Annotated in this window: 6 protein-coding genes and 2 pseudogenes; 2 read left to right on the top strand and 6 right to left on the bottom strand. The window is 52.6% G+C overall.

Features of this window, described 5'->3' with window-relative positions; all coding sequences use genetic code 11:
* Positions 1 to 4: 4 nt before the first annotated feature.
* From SIB38_RS09755 to SIB38_RS09745, 3 genes and pseudogenes are all read right to left on the bottom strand, one after another.
* Positions 5 to 13,348 carry a hypothetical protein gene (locus tag SIB38_RS09755; RefSeq protein WP_412551932.1) on the bottom strand — a complete coding sequence of 4,448 codons (13,344 nt, stop codon included), beginning with the start codon at positions 13,346 to 13,348 and terminating at the stop codon, positions 5 to 7.
* Between the two features lie 213 nt (positions 13,349 to 13,561).
* Positions 13,562 to 14,206 (bottom strand): annotated as a pseudogene (locus tag SIB38_RS09750) (IS6 family transposase).
* 102 nt (positions 14,207 to 14,308) lie between these two features.
* Positions 14,309 to 15,016: an IS6 family transposase gene (locus SIB38_RS09745; RefSeq protein ID WP_412551931.1), complete on the bottom strand. Its 708-nt coding sequence runs from the start codon at positions 15,014 to 15,016 to the stop codon at positions 14,309 to 14,311.
* 59 nt (positions 15,017 to 15,075) lie between these two features.
* Here SIB38_RS09745 and SIB38_RS09740 point away from each other — a divergent pair.
* Positions 15,076 to 15,279 (top strand): annotated as a pseudogene (locus SIB38_RS09740) (integrase core domain-containing protein); the annotation flags it as partial.
* Between the two features lie 198 nt (positions 15,280 to 15,477).
* Positions 15,478 to 16,235 (top strand): IS5 family transposase gene (locus SIB38_RS09735; protein WP_412551930.1). Its coding sequence is split into 2 segments (ribosomal slippage): positions 15,478 to 15,799 and positions 15,799 to 16,235, totalling 759 coding nucleotides; the frame shifts between segments, so codons are not numbered across the junction.
* A gap of 162 nt (positions 16,236 to 16,397) precedes the next feature.
* On the opposite strand, the gene SIB38_RS09730 is transcribed toward SIB38_RS09735, so the two are convergent.
* From SIB38_RS09730 to SIB38_RS09720, 3 genes are all read right to left on the bottom strand, one after another.
* Positions 16,398 to 18,032, bottom strand: a complete 1,635-nt coding sequence (locus SIB38_RS09730) for an EAL domain-containing protein (protein WP_412551929.1) — start codon at positions 18,030 to 18,032, stop codon at positions 16,398 to 16,400.
* 87 nt (positions 18,033 to 18,119) lie between these two features.
* Entirely contained in the window at positions 18,120 to 18,542 is a 423-nt protein-coding gene (locus SIB38_RS09725; RefSeq protein WP_412551928.1) for an ATP-binding protein, read from the bottom strand.
* The gene (locus SIB38_RS09720; protein WP_294118148.1) at positions 18,526 to 18,969 is read right to left on the bottom strand and encodes an STAS domain-containing protein; all 444 of its coding nucleotides are present in this window, start codon (positions 18,967 to 18,969) and stop codon (positions 18,526 to 18,528) included. Before SIB38_RS09720 ends, SIB38_RS09725 begins: the two co-directional genes overlap by 17 nt.
* Between the last annotated feature and the right edge of the window lie 55 nt (positions 18,970 to 19,024).

The following is a 19,024-nucleotide window of genomic DNA, read 5'->3' as shown; positions in this document are numbered from 1 at the left end:
CCCTCTAGATTATGGCCGTCTCTTGAGCGCCGGCCGCATTTGTGAAAATCACCTCGATCTCATTGGAGAAGACACCCGCTGATGACTCAATCGTCATGGCGTTGTTGCCGCTGACGGACAGCTGCCCATTGGCGTTGTTGTAGCCGACGAAGTCTGCCAGACTTTCGCCAGCGCTCAGCGCCACAACTGCGGTGAGATCCACCTGATCGACCGCGGTTTTTACGATCGCGCCCGTGGGGGCTTCGAAATCCAATACCTGATCTGTTGTGCTCAGGTCAGTCACAACAAAAACATCCTGACCGCTGCCACCCGTCAGGGTGTCAACGCCTGCCCCGCCTGAGAGCGTGTCGTTGCCCGCCCCTCCGATGGCGATATCATTTCCGGCGCCAAGCACCACATCAAAGGAAGAAGATGACGCGCTCAGATCTACAAAGTCCGTCCCACCCATCAAATCGAACCCGTCGATTGCCAGATAGGGACGCGTGCCGTTCAGAATGACTGCGTCGTCACCCGACGTGCCTTTGGCGATTTCTCCGCCAAGCGTGGTGCCCGTGACATCATCCATCAAATCTCGCGTCACGCCGTCAGGGCCGGTGTCCGTACCGTTTGCCACCATTTGCAATGTATCAAAATCCAAATTCGCCGTTGCCGACGTTCGTCCGGGCCCAGCGCCGCTGTCTACAACGTCATACGTCAGCTGCACAGTCCCGACAAAGGCATTGGGCACGCTCACCTCAACATTGGTGCCGACGACCGACACAACGGCAAATGGTTCATTTGCCACGATGTTTTCCACTGTCAGAGGCGGCGTGGCATCGCTGGCATTTGTCAGGAGTTCTGTAAACGTCGTGCTGAGGGTCGTGTCCGTTGATGCAAGATCAACCGGACCGGACACGACGGGCAGGTCATTGATGGACACCGAAAAGGCTTCAGCGGGAGCAACGCCGTGGTTTGTCTCAACCGTGATGTCACCGGACAAAACTCCCGAAAAAGATACGGGCAGCGTGATCGACAGGGCTGCGACCAGTAAGGCGAAATCTGTCGGGGAGGTCGCGCCACGCGTCAAAACCAGCTGACTGCCGGTCAGCGTGCCAGCGGAAGGCACAGTTCCGACGGGCGGCGCAGACGAAAAGGCAACCGTGACTTTTTCTAGCGTTTCAGACTGTATGGCCTGAACATCCGTCACAGTGGCATCAATACCAAAATCCACGACCAAAGGCGCACCAGTCTGCACCTCCGAGGCTGGTTGCACATCGACGAGCAGGTCCAAATCGAGCTCACCAGAAACCGCCACTGTGAAGTTGCTGGTGTCGCTGCCTCCTTCGTTGGTGGTGACCGTGAGCGTTCCTGCCAATGGCGTTCCATTGGTGGCGAAGTCTCGTGGCAGGATCACCGTCATTTGCTGGAAATCGGCCAAGCTGCCGATAAACGTCAAATCGGTCGAAGCGTCCACGGGCGTACCCGTTCCGATACGGTATTGGGTGCCCGCTGGCACACCTGTGATGGTGTAGTCAACATTGTCGACGAACTCCGAACTGTCGGTATCAAGCACATCAATGTCAAAACCAGTTGACGGCACAAATTCCACCGCCAGATCAGTTTCATCCAGATCTATGGCCGGCATCAGCTCGGTCACTACAAGGTCGGGGGAAACCGTTATGTCCAAAGCGACATCGGCGGGAGTTGAACGTTCGGTGTCTGGGAATATTCCATCCGCATCCGAAGAGATCGCGGTCACTTCAATATCCACCATGCCAGCAAAATGTTCGGGCGGTAAAAACGTCACCACACCTGTCGGCTCAAAGACATAGTTGATGCTCGGCGTGCCCGAAACAACGGCTGTTCCGGGGATGCTGAAGACGCCTCCGCTGGCCGTGATTTCCGACCCTCCAACAAATAGTCGCGCGCCGGTCGGTGCTGTGATCTCAAAAGAGACTGTCTCATGCGGGTCCGGTGTTTCACCGCTGATGGTCAGCGCGAACGGACTACCTGAGTCCTCGATACCGGTTGTGGGCGTAGCAGAGGCTGTCACAGATGGCGTATCCGCATCCTGCCGCACCCGAAACAAGAAATCTTGCGACCCTGTGGCTTGATCGGAATTGGCGAGTTCCAGCGTGTTGACTGTCAGAGTCAGTGGGATTTGTGACGGCAATGAAGGGTCGAGAGAATCCGGCGTCCGGGCGTGTTGATCCAAGAGCACGAGGGAGACTTGTGGGAAGGCCGCCTCTGAAATTGTGTAGCTGCCGTCGCCATTGTTGATGAAGCCACCATTGGATGGGCCGATCACGTTCAGATAGCTTGGCACACCGGAGAGAACAATCGTGACGGTCTCAGATCCATCCTGATCCGGGCTATCCGCAGTGATCACCGAGGCCAAGTTGAAGGGCACATCTTCAATCGCTGTGATCCGAGGCGTGCCGCCGGACTGGTCCACAAAAGGCAAGCCTGTTTCAGGATCGATCACCGATGTGTCTACCGTGAAGGTGGGATCGTCGGCTACAGGAATAACCTCCAGATTTGCCGTCACTTTTGTTGATTTGGTGCTGTTGTCGATGTCTTGGGAGGCCGCTGTCACTACCACCTGCAACGTTCCGCTGAAGTGGGTGGGCGGCACCAACTGCAATCCAGTCAGCTGATCATATGTCAGCGTGTAACGCGTTGTGCCGTCTCCCTGATCGACACCGGTCAGTGGTGTGCCGCCGCCATCCAGAAGCGATGCACCTACGCTGGTATCAAGATCAACGAATACATCGCCAAACGGACGCTCGCCGCCGTCTGGAGATGTGATCCCGATATCAAGCGCGTAGTTGGTGTCCTCATCAAAGGATTTGGAGGATGGAAGGGTAATAGTCGGCCCATCCACAACTGGATTGATGGTCAGGGAAAAGCTGCCTGAGCCAGACGTGGTTGACCCGCATGTGAAATTGTAGAGCAGCGTCTCGTAAGACAGGCTGTTGAGACCATCATAGGGGTCGTCTGCTCCGAAGGTTTCATCGGTGGGAAACGGGTTTTTCGGGCTCGACTCATGATCTGGCGGCGTGAATAAAATGCTGCCCGCGGATAGGGTTGGATCACTGCCATCGACCCCAAGCTTGGCAAGATCAATCACCCAGAGACCTGTGATGGGATCGAAGAGAATCGCGCCGGGTGGATCGCTGGACAGGCTGGCTCCCGGCGGCAAATGGATGCCAATTCCAAAGTTACCAGACACCCCATTTGGCAAAGAAATCAAATCGTTCAGATCTGAATAGAATGGCGGTGCCGCAGTGATCTGCACCTTGAGTTCGATGGTGGTGTCCTCATCCCCGCTACCAACCAACGCCAAAATGGGAAGTGGAAGATCCTGTTCTGGGGTACAGCTGCCACCGCCACCACCTGTGTCCGGCAGCACCATGACCGAAAAATCGAGCGTGGTGACGCTCCCGCCCGGAAAGCCATCGATCTGCGCAAGAATTTCTTCTGGTGTACCGATCAAACCACCGATTGGTTGATCGTCTTCCACAACAATCGCATTAAGCTTCATGTCGTAATAGGTGACTTCGGAGACATCAGCCGGAACAAACTCAAGCGTTGCCAGCTGCGCCTCGGTCACGACATAGCTTTCGCCGGTGCCGTCCACGGGAGATGCGCCCAAAAACGATGTCGCCGGGTCCACCCCCGTGATCACATAATAGAGTGTTTCCGAACCGTCAAAATTGCCCGATTTCGTGATTTCCGTCATCACGCCTTCCATCGGGTCGGCACTTTTAAAAATGCCCGCTGTAAAGATGAAACCGGATTTCAACACCAGTTCTCTGACCCGCTGGTCCAATTCGAAGGGGGCGGTATCAAATCCGGCATAAGCGAAAACGCGATCCGCATTTGCGACCCCATCAACGATTTCGGTCGGGCGAAAAATCGCGTTGATGTCCCCGTCGGTCAAAGACGTGCCGGGATCGTTTGTGGGATCGGGATCCTGAACACTGACAAAGGGATCATCGGCGATCCCAACTACATCCACGGTGACCTTTCCCGTTGCCAGAGTAACCTGTGTGGGGTCGATGGTTTCGTAATAAATCACCGAAAGATCGAACTCGATGGTCTCGTTGCTGTCCTGGCCCGGTATCAGCCACAGGTTTTCGGCTTGCGCCGGCGTCAATTTGAGAGACCCATCCGGTGCCAGATGGATAACATTGATAAAGCCTTTTGGAACAATGGGATGCGCCGCAGGAGGGCCGTCAAAAAAGGTCGGCAAGCGCCCAAAACTGTCAGGCTGAACATTGGTGACAAGAACCACATCAAGGAAGGCCTCGGGCGATTCCGGAGAATTGCTGAGATTGTCTATGATGTTGCCGTCGATTGACACCTGAATGGCTGTGTCTTCAAACCCGCTGGCAGACTCATTGGGATTGCCACCGTCAATCACGGGATCGACAAAAAGCACCACATCAAGGGTGGTCGTGCTGGTCTGGTTTCCATCCGCCTCCGTGGTGACAATCACAAATTCGACAGGGAAATTGCCAGCGAAATGGGTGGGAATTCCCTGAAGCTCTGCGGATGTCCATTCGCCGTTCTCTAAACTCCAGCTGTTGAAGCCGGGTGGCGTGTCCACCTCATTGAGAAGCGCTGGAATCTTTGGTCCGGTGGGATCGCTGGGGTCGGTCACATACACAGTGAGCCCGGCAGGCACCTTGCGGATCAGTACGGCGGTCACGGTTTCTGACCCGTCTGTGTCCTGAATCTGCGGGTCGATCGGGATTTGCCAGACACCGCCGGCATCGTCGATGACCTGTTCGTTGCCTCCCGGAAGCGTCGCGATCAAAGCCGTATTGTTCACGGGCGCGACATCAACATCAAACTTCGCTTCCGAGTTTTCCTGCCGCGTTTCATTGGTGTTGTCGTCCTCGACCGTGATCGAAATCACAAGGTCATCACCAAAAAAATCGCCAACCGAGGCGAAAGGGTCCCCTGCAATGCGATCCACATCATAATCTTCGTAAAGCGACGGACGCAATTGCAGGGCCGCATCAAAACTTGTGACGTCAGCGTTCAAGGCGATCGTGATGATCCCCGTCGCACTATCAAACTGCGCGCTGCTGATCTTGGCATACTCCGCGTCGGAAATCGGATTAGTGCCGTTGGAGGCGAAGAAGGCACTGCGCAGAACTGTCGTGCCGCTGAGGTGATCGGCGATCCAATCTGTTGGTGTGTTTGCAATTGTAATGGTCTGGACTTCCTCGGATCCGTCCAGGTCGGGCGTCGACGCGTTTATGCTCACAAAGAGATCGACCTGACCGGGACCGGTGCCATCCGCCGTGCTTTCCAGCAAAGTCAGGATGTCGCTGCCGGCCACCGCCCCGTTCAGTACGCTGGCGGCAACCGCTGTGGGCGAGCCACTCTCCACTTCTGTGCTGGAATTCACAAAAACCCGAGCGGACAAGGCCGCCTCGACTACAGGGCGCACTTCCTCGACAATCTGAAAGACCGAGGTTGCCGGATTGTCGCTCGGATCTGTTTCGATATCGCCGGTGGTGGTTTCAGACCAGCTCAGCGTACCGTCCAACGTGAGAATGCCGCTGAAATGCTGGGGCACCGTGATCCGCAAATGCTCTAAGGCCTCGGCGAACTCGGCTGCAGTGGTGCCAGGCAGCGGTTCAATATCGTAGTCGACCGAGTTTGCTGTCGATCCGGTTTGCGTGACGTCGACCAGTTTTGACAAAGCATTGTTGGAAATCAGCAGCAGCAGGTGAGCGCTGTTGGAGGGATCGTAGCCATCACTTTCTGTCGCAACGGTGATCGTCAGCGACAGGGCGTTCAAAACCTCGGAACCATCACTATCGTCCAAGACCAAGTTGCTCAGCCCGATATTGAGGTTTTTTGCGCCATCGGTTTTCTCGGAGGTGCGCTTGTCATCGGTATCATAGGAGAGGCCGTCGGCCACCGCATCGACATCCACGTCGACGCCATCCGATGCCGTTTTCGTGTCCGAGGCGAGCCCTGTTGCGGCATCAACAGAGGTCACCGTTGCCACAAAATCATCGCCTGTGAGTGTTGCGACGTCGCGATCATCATCTGCAGTCGGGGAAACCCGGAGCGCCGCATCAAAGACCTGCACATCTGCATTTAGGGTAATGGTCAGAACGGATCCGGCAATAGATGCGGACGCCACTTCAGAGGCACCCGCTTCAAACAACGCCAGATTTATAGCGCCGTCCCCAGCCCTGAGCCAACCGGGCGGCACATTGTCGATTGTCACCTGAGTCAGCTGCTCAGAGCCGTCTCGATCCGGGGTCTGCGCCAAGATAGTCAGCAGGAAAGTTGTGTCTTCCTTGACGATAAAGTTATCCGCCGAGGTTTGCTCGACCGATGATGGGGATGCATCAACTGAAAGTGCGATAGTCGGTTCGGCGACGGGCGTGACATTGATGTCAAAGTCTTCGGTTGTGGGAGTCGCGCCGCCCTCATCTGTGATCGCGTTTACGGTGACTTGAACGATCCCGCTGAAATGCTCGGGCAATGACGCAATGCCAAGCGCTTGAAGCTGGGCCAAGCTGCCGCTCCACGTTGCCGTTGGCCCGTTGAGGATGGTGCCATCAGTTAGCGTGGTGTTGCCCACAGGCAGGTCAGAGAAGTCAACACCGACGCTCGTCAAATTTTCTGATCCGTCAGTATCGGTGACATCAACGTCCAAATTCAAAGGAATGGTGACGCCCAAATCTTCGATCACTGTGATGTCCTGAGCCGTGATCGCGACGTCGCGCTCGGTCTCAATTGTGACCGAGAACGTCTCGGTCGCCACGCCGTCGTTTGGACCTGTGTCGACAAGGACTTTGGCCTCATCCGTGAAAAACGTCACAGAGCCCGTGATGTCCGTCGTTGTTGCGAAATCGGCCGGGACTTCGAAGATCAAACCAGTGTATTCTGGTGGGTTCAACCCGTTCAGAATGAACGTCGCGCCGCCGGGAACCATCGCGTAGGCCAAACCGCCATCTGTCGAGTACCGTGCTCCTGACGGCAAACCAGTGATCGACACATCCACCTTGCTGATCGACTCTGAGCCATCAGCGTCAGACGCCGTTCCGGCGATGATACTGGAAAGCTGGAATGTCTGTGGCACGTCTGTAGTGGTGTCTTCGTCGACGTCCCCAACGGCATCATTCTCCGTCAGGACCAGAGGCCCGGTGTTTGTAACCGAAAGATCCCCTTCAGACGACAATGAAATGCTTAGAACGCCCACATCCACGCCCAACTCATTGGTGAGGCCTAAGATCTCCAGCGACAAGCTGGATGGAGGGTTTTCGGTGGAGAAGTCCGCGGGCAGTTCAACAGCGAGGTTCATGTATTCCGCCATTGTTCCGGAGAACAGAAAAGCCCCGGTAATGTTGGAGAACGTCAGCCCGTTGTCGGTGGACACCCGTGCGCCCGGCGGCATGGTTGAGGACAGCACGGTAACTTGAACGACCGCCTCGGAGCCGTCGATGTCAGTCGCCGTTGGTACAACATGATCAAATGGAGAAAAAACGACTGGCGCATCTGTTTCAGCAATATCCAGATTAGCATCTGGCGTCGTGATATCCCCCTCAAAAAGCACGAAGAACGGGACCGTCACAGCTACCGTGCCATCTCCTGTTGTGACGCTCATGTCCGCGTTCAAGTCCACCAAAGGAGACGTTGTCGAATAATCCTGTGGCAGAATAATTGTCGGGTCTGTAGGGAACGGAGTGCTGCCATCAAACTCGTAAAAGAAATCGATTGTCCCGCTGCCACTAGGGGTCAAAGTCCCGATCGTATTGCCGCCAGCGTCTTGGACAACTGTTCCAATCGGCAATCCATCAAGGTCAAATGTCAAATCCAACACGGTTTCACCCGCGCCAACCACCACATCGATGAAGTCCTGAAGAGCCACTGAAAGCTTGCTGTCGGTTTCCTGTACCGCGATAAAACCGGTCACGACAACATCAGGAACAGGCGTGACTTCAATGACTTGCCCTTTGGTTGCAAATCCTTCTGGCGTCGTCACTTCGATGATTGACTTGATGATACCGTTGTAGTTTTCCGGAACAGTGAGGACCAGAGCGTTAGCCTCAGCAACGGTGCCTGTCCACACTCCGGAGTTCAATGTTCCGCCATTGGTTGTGGCCCCTGCAGGCAGGTTCAAAAAGGTAACCTTCACCGTCGCCGCAAAGCGCGGATCACTCGGGTCAGCGGTTTCAGACCCGTCCGCATCATCGATGGTGATGTCGAGTTGCAGATCAATATCTACAGGGGATGGTGTGCTGGTTGAGCCGTTGTCTTCTTGAACCATCAATTGATCAGGCGCTTGCAGATCGATGTCGGCCTCAAAATCAATGTCCACAAACCGCTCAGCGGTCGCGGTTCCGTCAATCAGCGTATCGTCGAGCACATTCTGGTCTTCGTCCGTTTGCACACGCAGCTCAAGACGCAGAACCAACGCGGTGGTACCGTCGGTCAGATCGGAGCGGTTCGCCGTTGAAAAATCTGCAGGAAGCTCAAGAGAAAAAGCCTGATAAGCCGCCAGAACGTCCGTCACGCCTGCTGTATTTAGTGTCAGTGTGAGCGTCGAGGACCCGTTGGTTGCGCTGGTAGAGAAACTCGCAGAGCCACCCGTCGGCACGGTAATGTTGAGCGAGGCCAGCGAGGAGCCGGCTGGCAGGCCGTCAATGATCAGGACCAGATTTTCGATCTTCTCCGAGCTGTCCAGGTCCGTCACTTTGGGCAGCAAAAGGTCCGATGGGCGAACCGGCGTCACAGCGTCGGTTTCATCGGCAACAGTATCGGGCAGACTGTCGTCAATCTCTACATCACCCTCAGGTGTGATGCGCAGCGTTACGGCCTGTGACACGCCGGTTGCATCCTCTGTGGACGTTGCCGCAAGTGTTCCCGAAATCACTGTGCCGTCTGCACTTGGGCTTTCTGTCGAATAGTCAGTCGGGAACGAAAGACGCAGGGCCAGATACTGCGCCTCCGTTCCGACAAAAACCAATTGCCCACCGAGGGAGGCATCATAAGTAACGGTGGCAGCTGGAACCCCGCTTGCCACGACCGCAGGCGGCAGGTCCTGCAGCGTGAGCGTCACTGTATTAATCGTCTCTTGCGGCAAGGTTCCGTCGCTGTCAGATATGGATACAATCCAACTTGCTGAGGGCGTCACCAAGACTGTTGCGTCGGTTTCCGCAGCAACCAGTTCAGCGATCGTGAGGGCGATGTCTCCGGTTGGTGCAATCTCAATTGTCTGCGTCGTGCTTGTGGTGCCCTCCGGGGAAAAGGCCCTTGTTTCGCTCGTGATCGTTCCTGAGTAATCTTGGGGAAGCTGCAGCTCCAGCGCATTGGCCTCGGCCATTGTCCCGCGCCAAATCCCGGTCGCAGCGTCCAGCGTGCCTTCGGAAACACCGGCTGAGGTAGGTAGTCCGGTGAATACAATTTCGACTGTGGTGCTGTCCTCGGACCCATCTATGTCAGTGGCGGCAACCGAAATGCCCAAGTCCAAGGACACCCCTGCCCCGTCCCTATCCTCGTTTGCTTGCAACAGCGGCGGTGCCGAGAGGGCAACGTCGAGCTCATAATCAATTTCCACAAGACGCGTGGCCAATGCAGTGCCGTCAGTCGGCGTGTCCAGGGCAGCAGAAAAATCTTCATCTGTTTGGACAAACAGAGAGAGTTTCAGAGGAAGGCTGACATCACCATTGGTCAGGTCGCTCCGGTTTGTGGTGGAGAAATCCGTCGGCAACGACAGGCTTAGGGCTTGGTAGGCGGCAGCGACATCCGCAACAGCGGCGGCATTCAGCGAAATGACAAGCGTTTCGCTGCCATTGGCAGCATCTGTTGTGATTGTACTGGTTGCCCCCGCAGGCAAAGTGATCCCAAGTGCGGCCAAGGTGATCCCCGCCGGCAGCCCTTCGATCGTGAGTTCAATCTCTTCGAGGCTTTCTGACCCGTCCAGATCAGTCACTTGCGGCAGCAGCAGCTGCGAGGGCACCAGCAATGTGGGCGCATCGGTTTCATCCGCCACAGTGTCAGGCAGACTGTCATCAATTTGGACATCGCCTTCCGCCGCAATCGTAAGCGACACCGATGCAGATTGACCTGTCGCATCTTCAGACGAAGTCGCCGCCAAGGTGCCATCGATTGTCAATCCGTCTGCCGACGGGCTTACCGTCGAAAAGTCCGGCGGGAATTGCAGCGTGAGCGCCGCGTACTGCGCCTCGGTACCCGTGAACTGAAACGCCCCCCCCGCGGTTGGATCATAGGAAATCGTGCTCACTGGAACGCTGCTCGTGAGTACTCCGGGCGGCAGGCCAGTCAAGGTCAATGTCAGCGTAGCCAAAGTCTCCACCGGCAGAGCGCCATCGGAATCTGCAATAAGCGCGTTCCAATGATCACTGGGTGTAACTGTGACATAGGCGTCTGTTTCGACGTAATTGGCGGCTGAAATGTCAAAAACGATGTCCCCTGCGGGCGCAATGACGATTGTTTGCGATTTTTGCAGCGAGCCTTCCGGACTGAGGATCGTGACGTCCAAATCAATCGTACCGGAAAAATCTTCCGGAATGTTGAGAGCAAGGCTGTTCGCCTCCGCCATCGTGCCTGTCCAAATACCCAAGAAGCTGTTCAACGTGCCGGTGGACACCGAAGCGCCAGATGGCAGGTCCGTAAATGAAATGCGCACAGTCGCGCTGTCTTCGGACCCATCCTGATCCGTTGCCATCGCTTGTATTTGGAGGTCGACGGACACCCCGACGCCATCAGCGTCTTCTACCGTGTTGATGATCGGGGGCAACGTCAGGGAAACGTCGAGTTCAAAGTCAACGGTGATGTCGAGTCTGACAGTGCCCGTGCCGCCTTCATCCGTCACCGCAGACACTTCGGCGAACAGATCTGTCAGCGGGTTTTCGGTCGAGTAGTCGCGCGGCAGTTCGATCATGAGATCCAGATACTGGTTCAGCGTCCCCGTGAAACTGATGGAAGCGCCAGCATTGACAAATGTCGCGCCACTGTCAGTGGAAAACCGGGTTCCCGTCGGCAGGTTGTCGATGTCGAACGCAACCATCGAAATGCTCTCGGAGCCGTCGATGTCATTCACTGCGGGCAACACGCTTGACGAAGGGGTGAAGCGAACGGGCGCGTCGGTTTCGGTTAAAACCAGATCGGCATCAGTGAGCACGAGGTCGCCTTCGGCGCCGATGACGATGGGGATCTGTCCCACTTCACGCCCGTCAGAGGTGGTCACCAAAAGCACCGAGCCCAACTGTGTGTTGGGGCTCACCGAGGAGTAATCTTTTGGAAGTATGATTTCGACATCCCGAGGATCGATGCCGTCTGATGGCCTGACCACAATATCCAGAAAGAAGGTGCCATCGCCAGCAGGGGCGCTTGACCCTATGGAGTTTCCGTTGCCATCTACCGCGAATGTCCCGGGTGGCAAGCGCACGACCAATAGCTCAAGTTCGTCGACAGTTTCGCTGGGATCCGTAACCAAAACGTCGATGAAATCCGACAGACGAATGGCTAGCGGTGCATCGGTCTCGACCGCATAAACGCTGCCCGAAATGATGATGTCAGGCGTTGGCGTTACAACAATTGCTTGCGCAGTTCTTACTGTGCCCTCCGGTGTAGTAACTGCGATTGTCGACAGGATCGAACCATTGTAATTGCCCGGGAAAAACAGCGACAGCGCTTCCGCTTCCGCCACGGTGCCGCTCCATCGATTTGTTCCATTGTCCAAGATACCGGCTGACGCTGTGGTGCCCGGTGGGAGACCGACAAAATCGATCGTCACCGAAGCCGCAAAGCGCGGATCGAGGGTGTCTGCTGTTTCTGATCCGTCCGCGTCTGTGATTGCGATGCTGATGCCCAAATCCGCCAGAACGCCGACAGAGATGTTCTGCACCCCACCATCTTCGGCCACAGTCAACAATGTTGGCGCGGACAGGTCGATGTCGGGGGTCGCTTCGATGTCGACGTTTCTGATAGCCGTCGCCGTGCCATCGACAGGGCCATCCACAGAGGGAAAATGGTCCTCATCAGTTTGCACATCCAGCTGCAGTGCAATGGGGAGAGCCACTGACCCATCACTGAGATCGGACCGGTTGGTTGTGGAAAAATCTGCCGGCAAAGACAGTGCAAATGCGCGGTAAGCGTCCAATGCCGTTGCCGTGGTCGCCGCACTGAAATCAAAAATGACGGTGGTTGTACCATTGCTGGTATCTGTCCCAACGCTGGCGGTCACGCCGGATGGCAACGTTATGCCAAGTTGGGACAAAGCTATACCGGCCGGCAGTCCCCTGATTGTCAGAACGATGCTGTCAAAACTCTCAGACCCATCCACATCTGTGACGCTGGGCAGCAAAAGCGACGACGGGGTCAGCAGAGTCGCGGAATCGGTTTCGTCTGCCACCGCGTCCGGCAAAGTGTCGTCGATTGTCACGTCACCTTCGGGCAGCAGCGTCACATCAAACGACAGGTTCTGACTATTGCCGGTGATGGTTTCGACCTGAAGGGTCGCAGGCAATGAGCCCACCGAGATATCACTGCGGCTTTCCGTCGAGAAGTCGGGCGGAAAAAATATCTGCAAATCCAAAAAAGACGCGTAGCTCCCGTCAAATGACAGTGACAAAGAGCCATCCGCCTGCGCGCTTAGCACACCTGCCGAAACCGCCGTGCCCATTGGAAGGTTGTGAATTTCAAAATGGGTTGTTGCGCTGTCTGAACCATTTGCGGGGTTGGAAAAGATCACGTCGAAGAAAAGCGATGGGCGCACAGCCACAATGGCGTCGGTTTCCAACGCCACAACCGGCGCGATCTGGACGATATCCACATCAAAGGGGGCAGATTCGGTATCATCGCTGGCTGCACCGTATCTGACCTGATCATCGCCCCCCCAAATGTAGCCCGTCGGAGGCAATAGCCTAACTATGGGGAGCCCGATCAAAGGATCATTGACCAGAATGGGATCTTCCTGAACGGAACCGGGCAAACTTGCGCCTGGGTTCATGACAAAGTGGACCGGCAAGGTCGGCGCATCATCCGGCAACGCCCATTCAGACTGAGGCGTCGCGACATCGATCAACCGTGCCAAGGGTACACCGGTTCCGTCTAGGAGGACCAAGACATTGGCATCCAACACGTTTTTCAGCACAATTAATGTGCCGTCAGTTTGCACTAGGATAAGATGGTCTTCGAGAATAAGAACTCGATTAAGGCGGCTACCTGTCGGAAGCTGAACAGCGGGCAGGTTCGCAACGTCCACAATCAGAAGAAACTCAGAGTTGCTTTCAATCAAGAAAAGCAGCTCCCGTTGGCTTAACTCGGCAGGCACAATTGCATCCGGCCTTGTCTCAACTAAGTCCATTATTTCCACCATACAACAAGAGCGTGCGAACCATTTATTGGGTTTCGATAATCCGTCTGTCGTTCTTTTATGTGCCAAACACGGAAAGCTAAGCAGCCTCACGTTACTATCGCAACTTATTTCTTTGCGTGAAATCAGTTTCTTCTGATCAGCCCCACCTGACGCTGCCAGACGGATTCGTACTCGTCTCATCTAGGACAGGATTTCTGCCCTTTATTCAACGCAAAGTTGGAGCCACTCGGCCAAAGCGGCGACGCGGTTCAGTTTGAAATGTTGTCTAGAATAGAGACTGCGCTCCGAATTTTAGAGGTTGAGAACAGAGGCGTGGACGGACGCGAATTCCTGCAGACTTCGCAATCGCCGGAAGCGCAGCATCGCCCTCTCTCTTCGCCGAAATGGCAGATTGGAATTCTCTGCGCGATTGTTCACCCAGCGGCCAGTTTCTTGCCTGTCCGCGTTGCCAGTTTCACTCATCGCAGCACCGTAAGAGCGGAGTTTGTCGGTAACGAGCGTGCCTGGCCGACCGTAGCGGCGCATTGATTTTTTAAGAAATTTCAATGCTGCCTTCCGATCTCGCGTCTTCGTGACATAGCTTTACAGGACTTCACCCTCGTGATCAACGGCCCGCCAAAGGTAGTATCGCTGGCCGCAGATCTTCACAAACATCTCGTCCAGATGCTATTTCCAGTTCTAGTGACAACGCATCGATTGGGATCGTCTCTTGCGGATTTCCGATGCGAATTTGGGACCGAACCGTTGCCACCAAAACCGAACAGACTCATAGCTCACGTCGATGCCGCGTTCGTGTAGCAGATCCTCGACATTACGGAGCGAAAGAGGAAACCGAATGTACATCATCACAGCCAAGCGGATGACTTCTGGGGAGGTACGAAAGTAGCTAAAGGGAGGTGCTGTCAGACGGCTTCGAACTCGTCTGAGTTAGGACAGTTCCGTTGCCCGTTATTCCACACAGAGACCCCGCCACTCGGCGAGGGCGGCGGCGCGGTTCAACTTGAAGTTTGGTCTAGAGTAGTGGCTACGTTCCGAATTGAAGAGGTTGAGGACCGAGGCGTGGACGGAGGCGAATTTCTGCAAACTTCGAAGTCGCCGAAAGCGCTGCATCGCCCGCTCCCTTCGTCGAAAGGGCAAGTGCGAGTTTTCGGCGCGATTGTTTTCCCAGCGCCCCGATTCCTGTCGATCAGCACTGCCGATGTCCTTCAACGCAGCACCATAGGATCGAAGCTTGTCGGTCACAATGACTTCAGGTCGGCCATAGCTGCGCATTGATTTCTTAAGGAATTTCAATGCTGCTTTCTTGTCTCGTTTCTTTGTCACATACCTTTCCAGAACTTCACCTTCGTGATCGACGGCCCGCCAAAGATAGTGCCGTTCGCCATTGATCTTCACGAACATTTCATCCAGGTGCCATTTCCAGTTCGAGTGATGACGCATGATTTGAGTTCGCTTCTTACGGATTTCTGACGCAAATTTGGGGCCAAACCTCTGCCACCAAAAGCGTACGGATTCGTAGCTTACGTCGATACCTCGTTCATGCAGGAGGTCCTCCACATTCCGAAGCGAAAGCGGAAACCGGATGTACACCATCACCGTTAGGCGGATGACTTCTGGGAAGGTGCGAAAGTAGCGAAAGGGAGATTTGTTGGCCATGCCTGAACGCTACTTCCCCAACCTGCCCGCCTCAAGTCACATCCCTCTGACACTGCCGGAACGGATACTTCGAAAGCTTCAACGCCCGGTTCCGCGACGAGTTTCTAAACGGTGAGGTCTTCTACAGCCTGCGCGAGGCTCAAATCCTGATCGAACAATGGAGGAAACACTACAACACCAAACGACCGCATAGTGCTCTGGGCTACCGCCCGCCGGCGCCGGAAACCGTCGTCCCGATGGACCAGAGGCCAATCATGCACTAACAATCAAACTGGACCACTTGGGTGGGGCTGATCAATGGACCAGTGCGTATCCAGTCGCTTTACCCGAAACTTCCCGTTGAAGCCTTCGATGAGGGCGTTATCTGTCAATTTGAAGGGCCAAGATTTGAAGTTCTAGGGTCAGGACCCATTGATTTCCGTCTAATGGCATGCTTCACGGTTTGAAAACGAGCGGTGAACATGTCTGATCTTTTCTGGTTGACGGACGCGCAGATGGCGCGTCTTGAGCCCTTCTTTCCTAAATCCCACGGCAAACCACGCGTCGATGATCGACGTGTCTTGAGCGGGATTATCTTTATTAATCGCAATGGGTTGCGGTGGCGCGATGCACCTGCGGAGTACGGGCCGCACAAGACGCTGTACAACCGTTGGAAGCGTTGGAGCGACAAAGGTATCTTCGCGCAGATGATGGTAGGTCTGGCTGCCGAACACGGCGAAGAGAGGACTGTGATGATTGACGCCACCTACCTCAAGGCTCACCGAACCGCGACCAGTTTGGGCGTCAAAAAGGGGGGCGAGGACGCCTGATTGGCCGAACCAAGGGCGGTATGAATACCAAGCTGCACGCCATCTGCGACAGCCGGGGACGCCCTCTCAACCTGTTCGTTACAGCCGGGCAAGTCAGCGACTACATCGGCGCGCGGGCATTGGTGAGCAGATTGCCCAAAGTGGACTGGCTGCTTGGAGATCGGGGTTATGACGCCGATTGGTTCCGAGAAGCGTTGAAAGACAAAGGGATACGCGCTTGCATCCCTGGTCGAAAGCGGCGCAAAAAGACTGTAAAGTACGATAAGCGCCGCTACAAACGGCGCAACCAGATCGAAATCATGTTCGGCAGGTTGAAGGATCGGCGGCGGGTCGCAACTGGATACGACAGATGCCCGAAGGTCTTCCTGTCCGCCATCGCCCTCGCAGCTCTCGTTATTTACTGGCTATGAGTCCTGACCCTAAGCTTTGGTAAGCGTAAAATAGGATTGTACATTAAAAGTTACAATCTATATCTCCTTTCGCTGCAAGAATATATAAACGACAAAATACTTAATAAAACCCTTAAGCTAAGAAAAAGCAAGCCGGTTAAAAGCACAACACCCTATAATAAATCAAATGTTTGTCAGATCAATCAGCTCAGTCGGCTCATGTAAATAGAAACCCTGCAGAAAATCAACATCAAATTTGATGAGCAATTCATATACTTCTTTGCAATGAACAAACTCCACAACAACCTCAAGGCTCATTTCTTTAGCCATACTACAGATCATCTTAACCATATTAAAAGAAATATTATCATAGTGCATTTCCTTTACAATTTGACCGTCAATTTTGAGTATATCGACCGGTAGGCTTTTGAGATACAAAAGAGAGGAAAATCCCGCACCAAAATCATCTAAAGCAATTTTAAAACCTAGTCTTTGGAGATACACAATATTTGCCCGGGCGGCTTCAAGATTACTTAACGCTTGCGTCTCAGTAATCTCAAAAACAATTTCGTTTGGATCTACACTATATCGCGCTGCCTCAAGTTCAACAAATTTTGGAAAATCTAAGTCACAGAATGAATTACCGGAAATATTTATAAAGAATCTTAAACCCTTTTTTGAATTTTTAAACGAGTTAATAATAACCCACTGGTCGATATCACTCATCATCCTAAACCTTTCTGCCACCGGAAGAAAAACCGCGGGAGAAATATACTCTCCTGATGCAGATTTCAGTCGAAGAAGAATTTCAAAATTCTGCGATGATTTGTCAATTCTACTTTCAATTTTTTGACCAAAAAGAACAAACTCGTTATCCAAAAGAGCATTAGCAATTGAGTTTGATATGCCAGAGTCAGTAATTATGATACTTTTATCAATTTCCCTTGATCTAACAGCAAGTATTTTGTCAGCCTCAGATGATTTAGCCACTCTACAAACGGCCATCAAATATGAAATTAAATCTCCAACATTTTTGAAATTTCCAGAGTCCAACTTTGTTAAACCAGCCGAAAAGTCTACTCGAATACGATCCCCTCTATGATGAACTATGATTTCATTTACTCTTTTTCTCATCAGGCCAATCGAACTCTTAGCGTTCTCAAGAGAAGTATTCTTAAAAATTATCGCAAACTCATCCCCTCCAACTCTGGATGCTACATCTGAAGGCCCGATATAGCTCAATATTGAGGTTGAAACCATTTTAAGAACTTCATCGCCACATATGTACCCAGCTAAATCATTTATGATTTTAAACCCATTTAGGTCAATAAAAGCGACTACATCACTAGATTCATATTGACCTGAACCTTCCAACAATACACCCAATCGACTTTCGAAAAATCGCCTATTGTATAATTGAGTTAAGTAATCATGTGTCGCCTCATACAAAAGGCCCTTAGTTGAAGTTAAGTCATCTATTACTACAATTGTCCAGGAAAGCTTCTTAATTGCCCTAATGCGTATAACCCTCTCATTTGAAGACTTTACCTGCTCGCTAAACTGTCTCTTCTTATTGGTAAATAAAAGTTGCTCTATCTTATCACTTATATTTTTAGATATTGCACTTATCGAGGAGAATTTTTGGTCGACACATTCCTCCAGCGACTGATCAGAAGCATTCAGTAAGTCGAGCGCGGCACTGTTTATAACATCCACACTATTATTTTTATCGAGAACAACAAGGCCAGACTCAAGAAATCCGGCTATCGAAAGAAAGACCTGCCTAATATTCTCAAAAAAATGTCTTTCTATATTCAATTTTTCACCCCATTTCTCTTCTTCCCCTTAAAACTCATTACAGCTCATCACTACTTTATTATTTTTCTAAAATGTAGTACATTTTAGTTATACAGTACTTGACCTACGTCCCAGCTTTTTAACAAGGCAAACACGGAGACCGTTAGGTTTTAAGTTTTTCAGTATTAACTGGTCAACACTTCTATTCGCGGCTCCAAGACCAATACCCAAACTCGCCTCATGAAATGTTGTATATCCATCTAGTAGTGCTAGTTGTGGAAACTTTATACCAGGCCCATCATCTTCGAATACAAGCCGAATTTCATTTGAATCGTAACCTACATATATACTGACATTTCCTGAGCTCGCATATTTAAGGATATTAGTAGAGATTTCCGCTGATGCGAGCTGCAAGTTTGCAATATCAAAGTTAGCAAAATTTATTCTTTGCGCCACGCTTCTAATTATGCAGGATACAACCCGAACATCACTAAAAGTTATTATTGGTATTGACTTATAGATCTCGCGCAATTTTTTCTTTCTGCGTTATTTCTTTCCCCTGCATTTCCAGAACATATACAATTGATGTCTTAAGGTTTGAAAAAATTCTAACATTACCGAAGGAAACCTTTGTCAGAGCTAGCACTCTTGCTAAGTCTCCACGTATACCACATATAATTGATGATACCCCCATGAGAGATAGTGATTGTGATAACGTCACAATGTTTTGAGCGACTGCTGAATCTATTGCATCTACATTTGCAAGATCAATGATCATATATTCAGATTTTTCGCTTTCACACCTTCTCAGAATAACTTCTGAAGCTTCCGCCATCCTCATTGAGTCGATTGATCCAAATAAGCCAGTGTACATACACTTATCGAGGATTTCAGAAGCGACCAATGGTGCTTCAATATCAAGTTTTTTTCTCGAAATTGCTACATTTTCATTCGTCATATTTTACTTACTTTCGTTTTCTTATATTACTTTTCTCACAATTTGACATCCAGAA

Source organism: Shimia sp. MIT910701 (assembly GCF_047126315.1).
GTDB lineage: Bacteria > Pseudomonadota > Alphaproteobacteria > Rhodobacterales > Rhodobacteraceae > Shimia.
Note: the sequence above shows the minus strand (reverse complement) of the source record. Positions and strands in the feature narration are given on the sequence as shown.

What these genes read in the sequence shown, in the direction of transcription:
- SIB38_RS09755 (WP_412551932.1), bottom strand. Translation starts at nt 13,348, where the DNA reads ATGGACTTAGTTGAGACAAGGCCGGATGCAATTGTGCCTGCCGAGTTA.
- SIB38_RS09745 (WP_412551931.1), bottom strand. Translation starts at nt 15,016, where the DNA reads ATGGCCAACAAATCTCCCTTTCGCTACTTTCGCACCTTCCCAGAAGTC.
- SIB38_RS09720 (WP_294118148.1), bottom strand. Translation starts at nt 18,969, where the DNA reads ATGACGAATGAAAATGTAGCAATTTCGAGAAAAAAACTTGATATTGAA.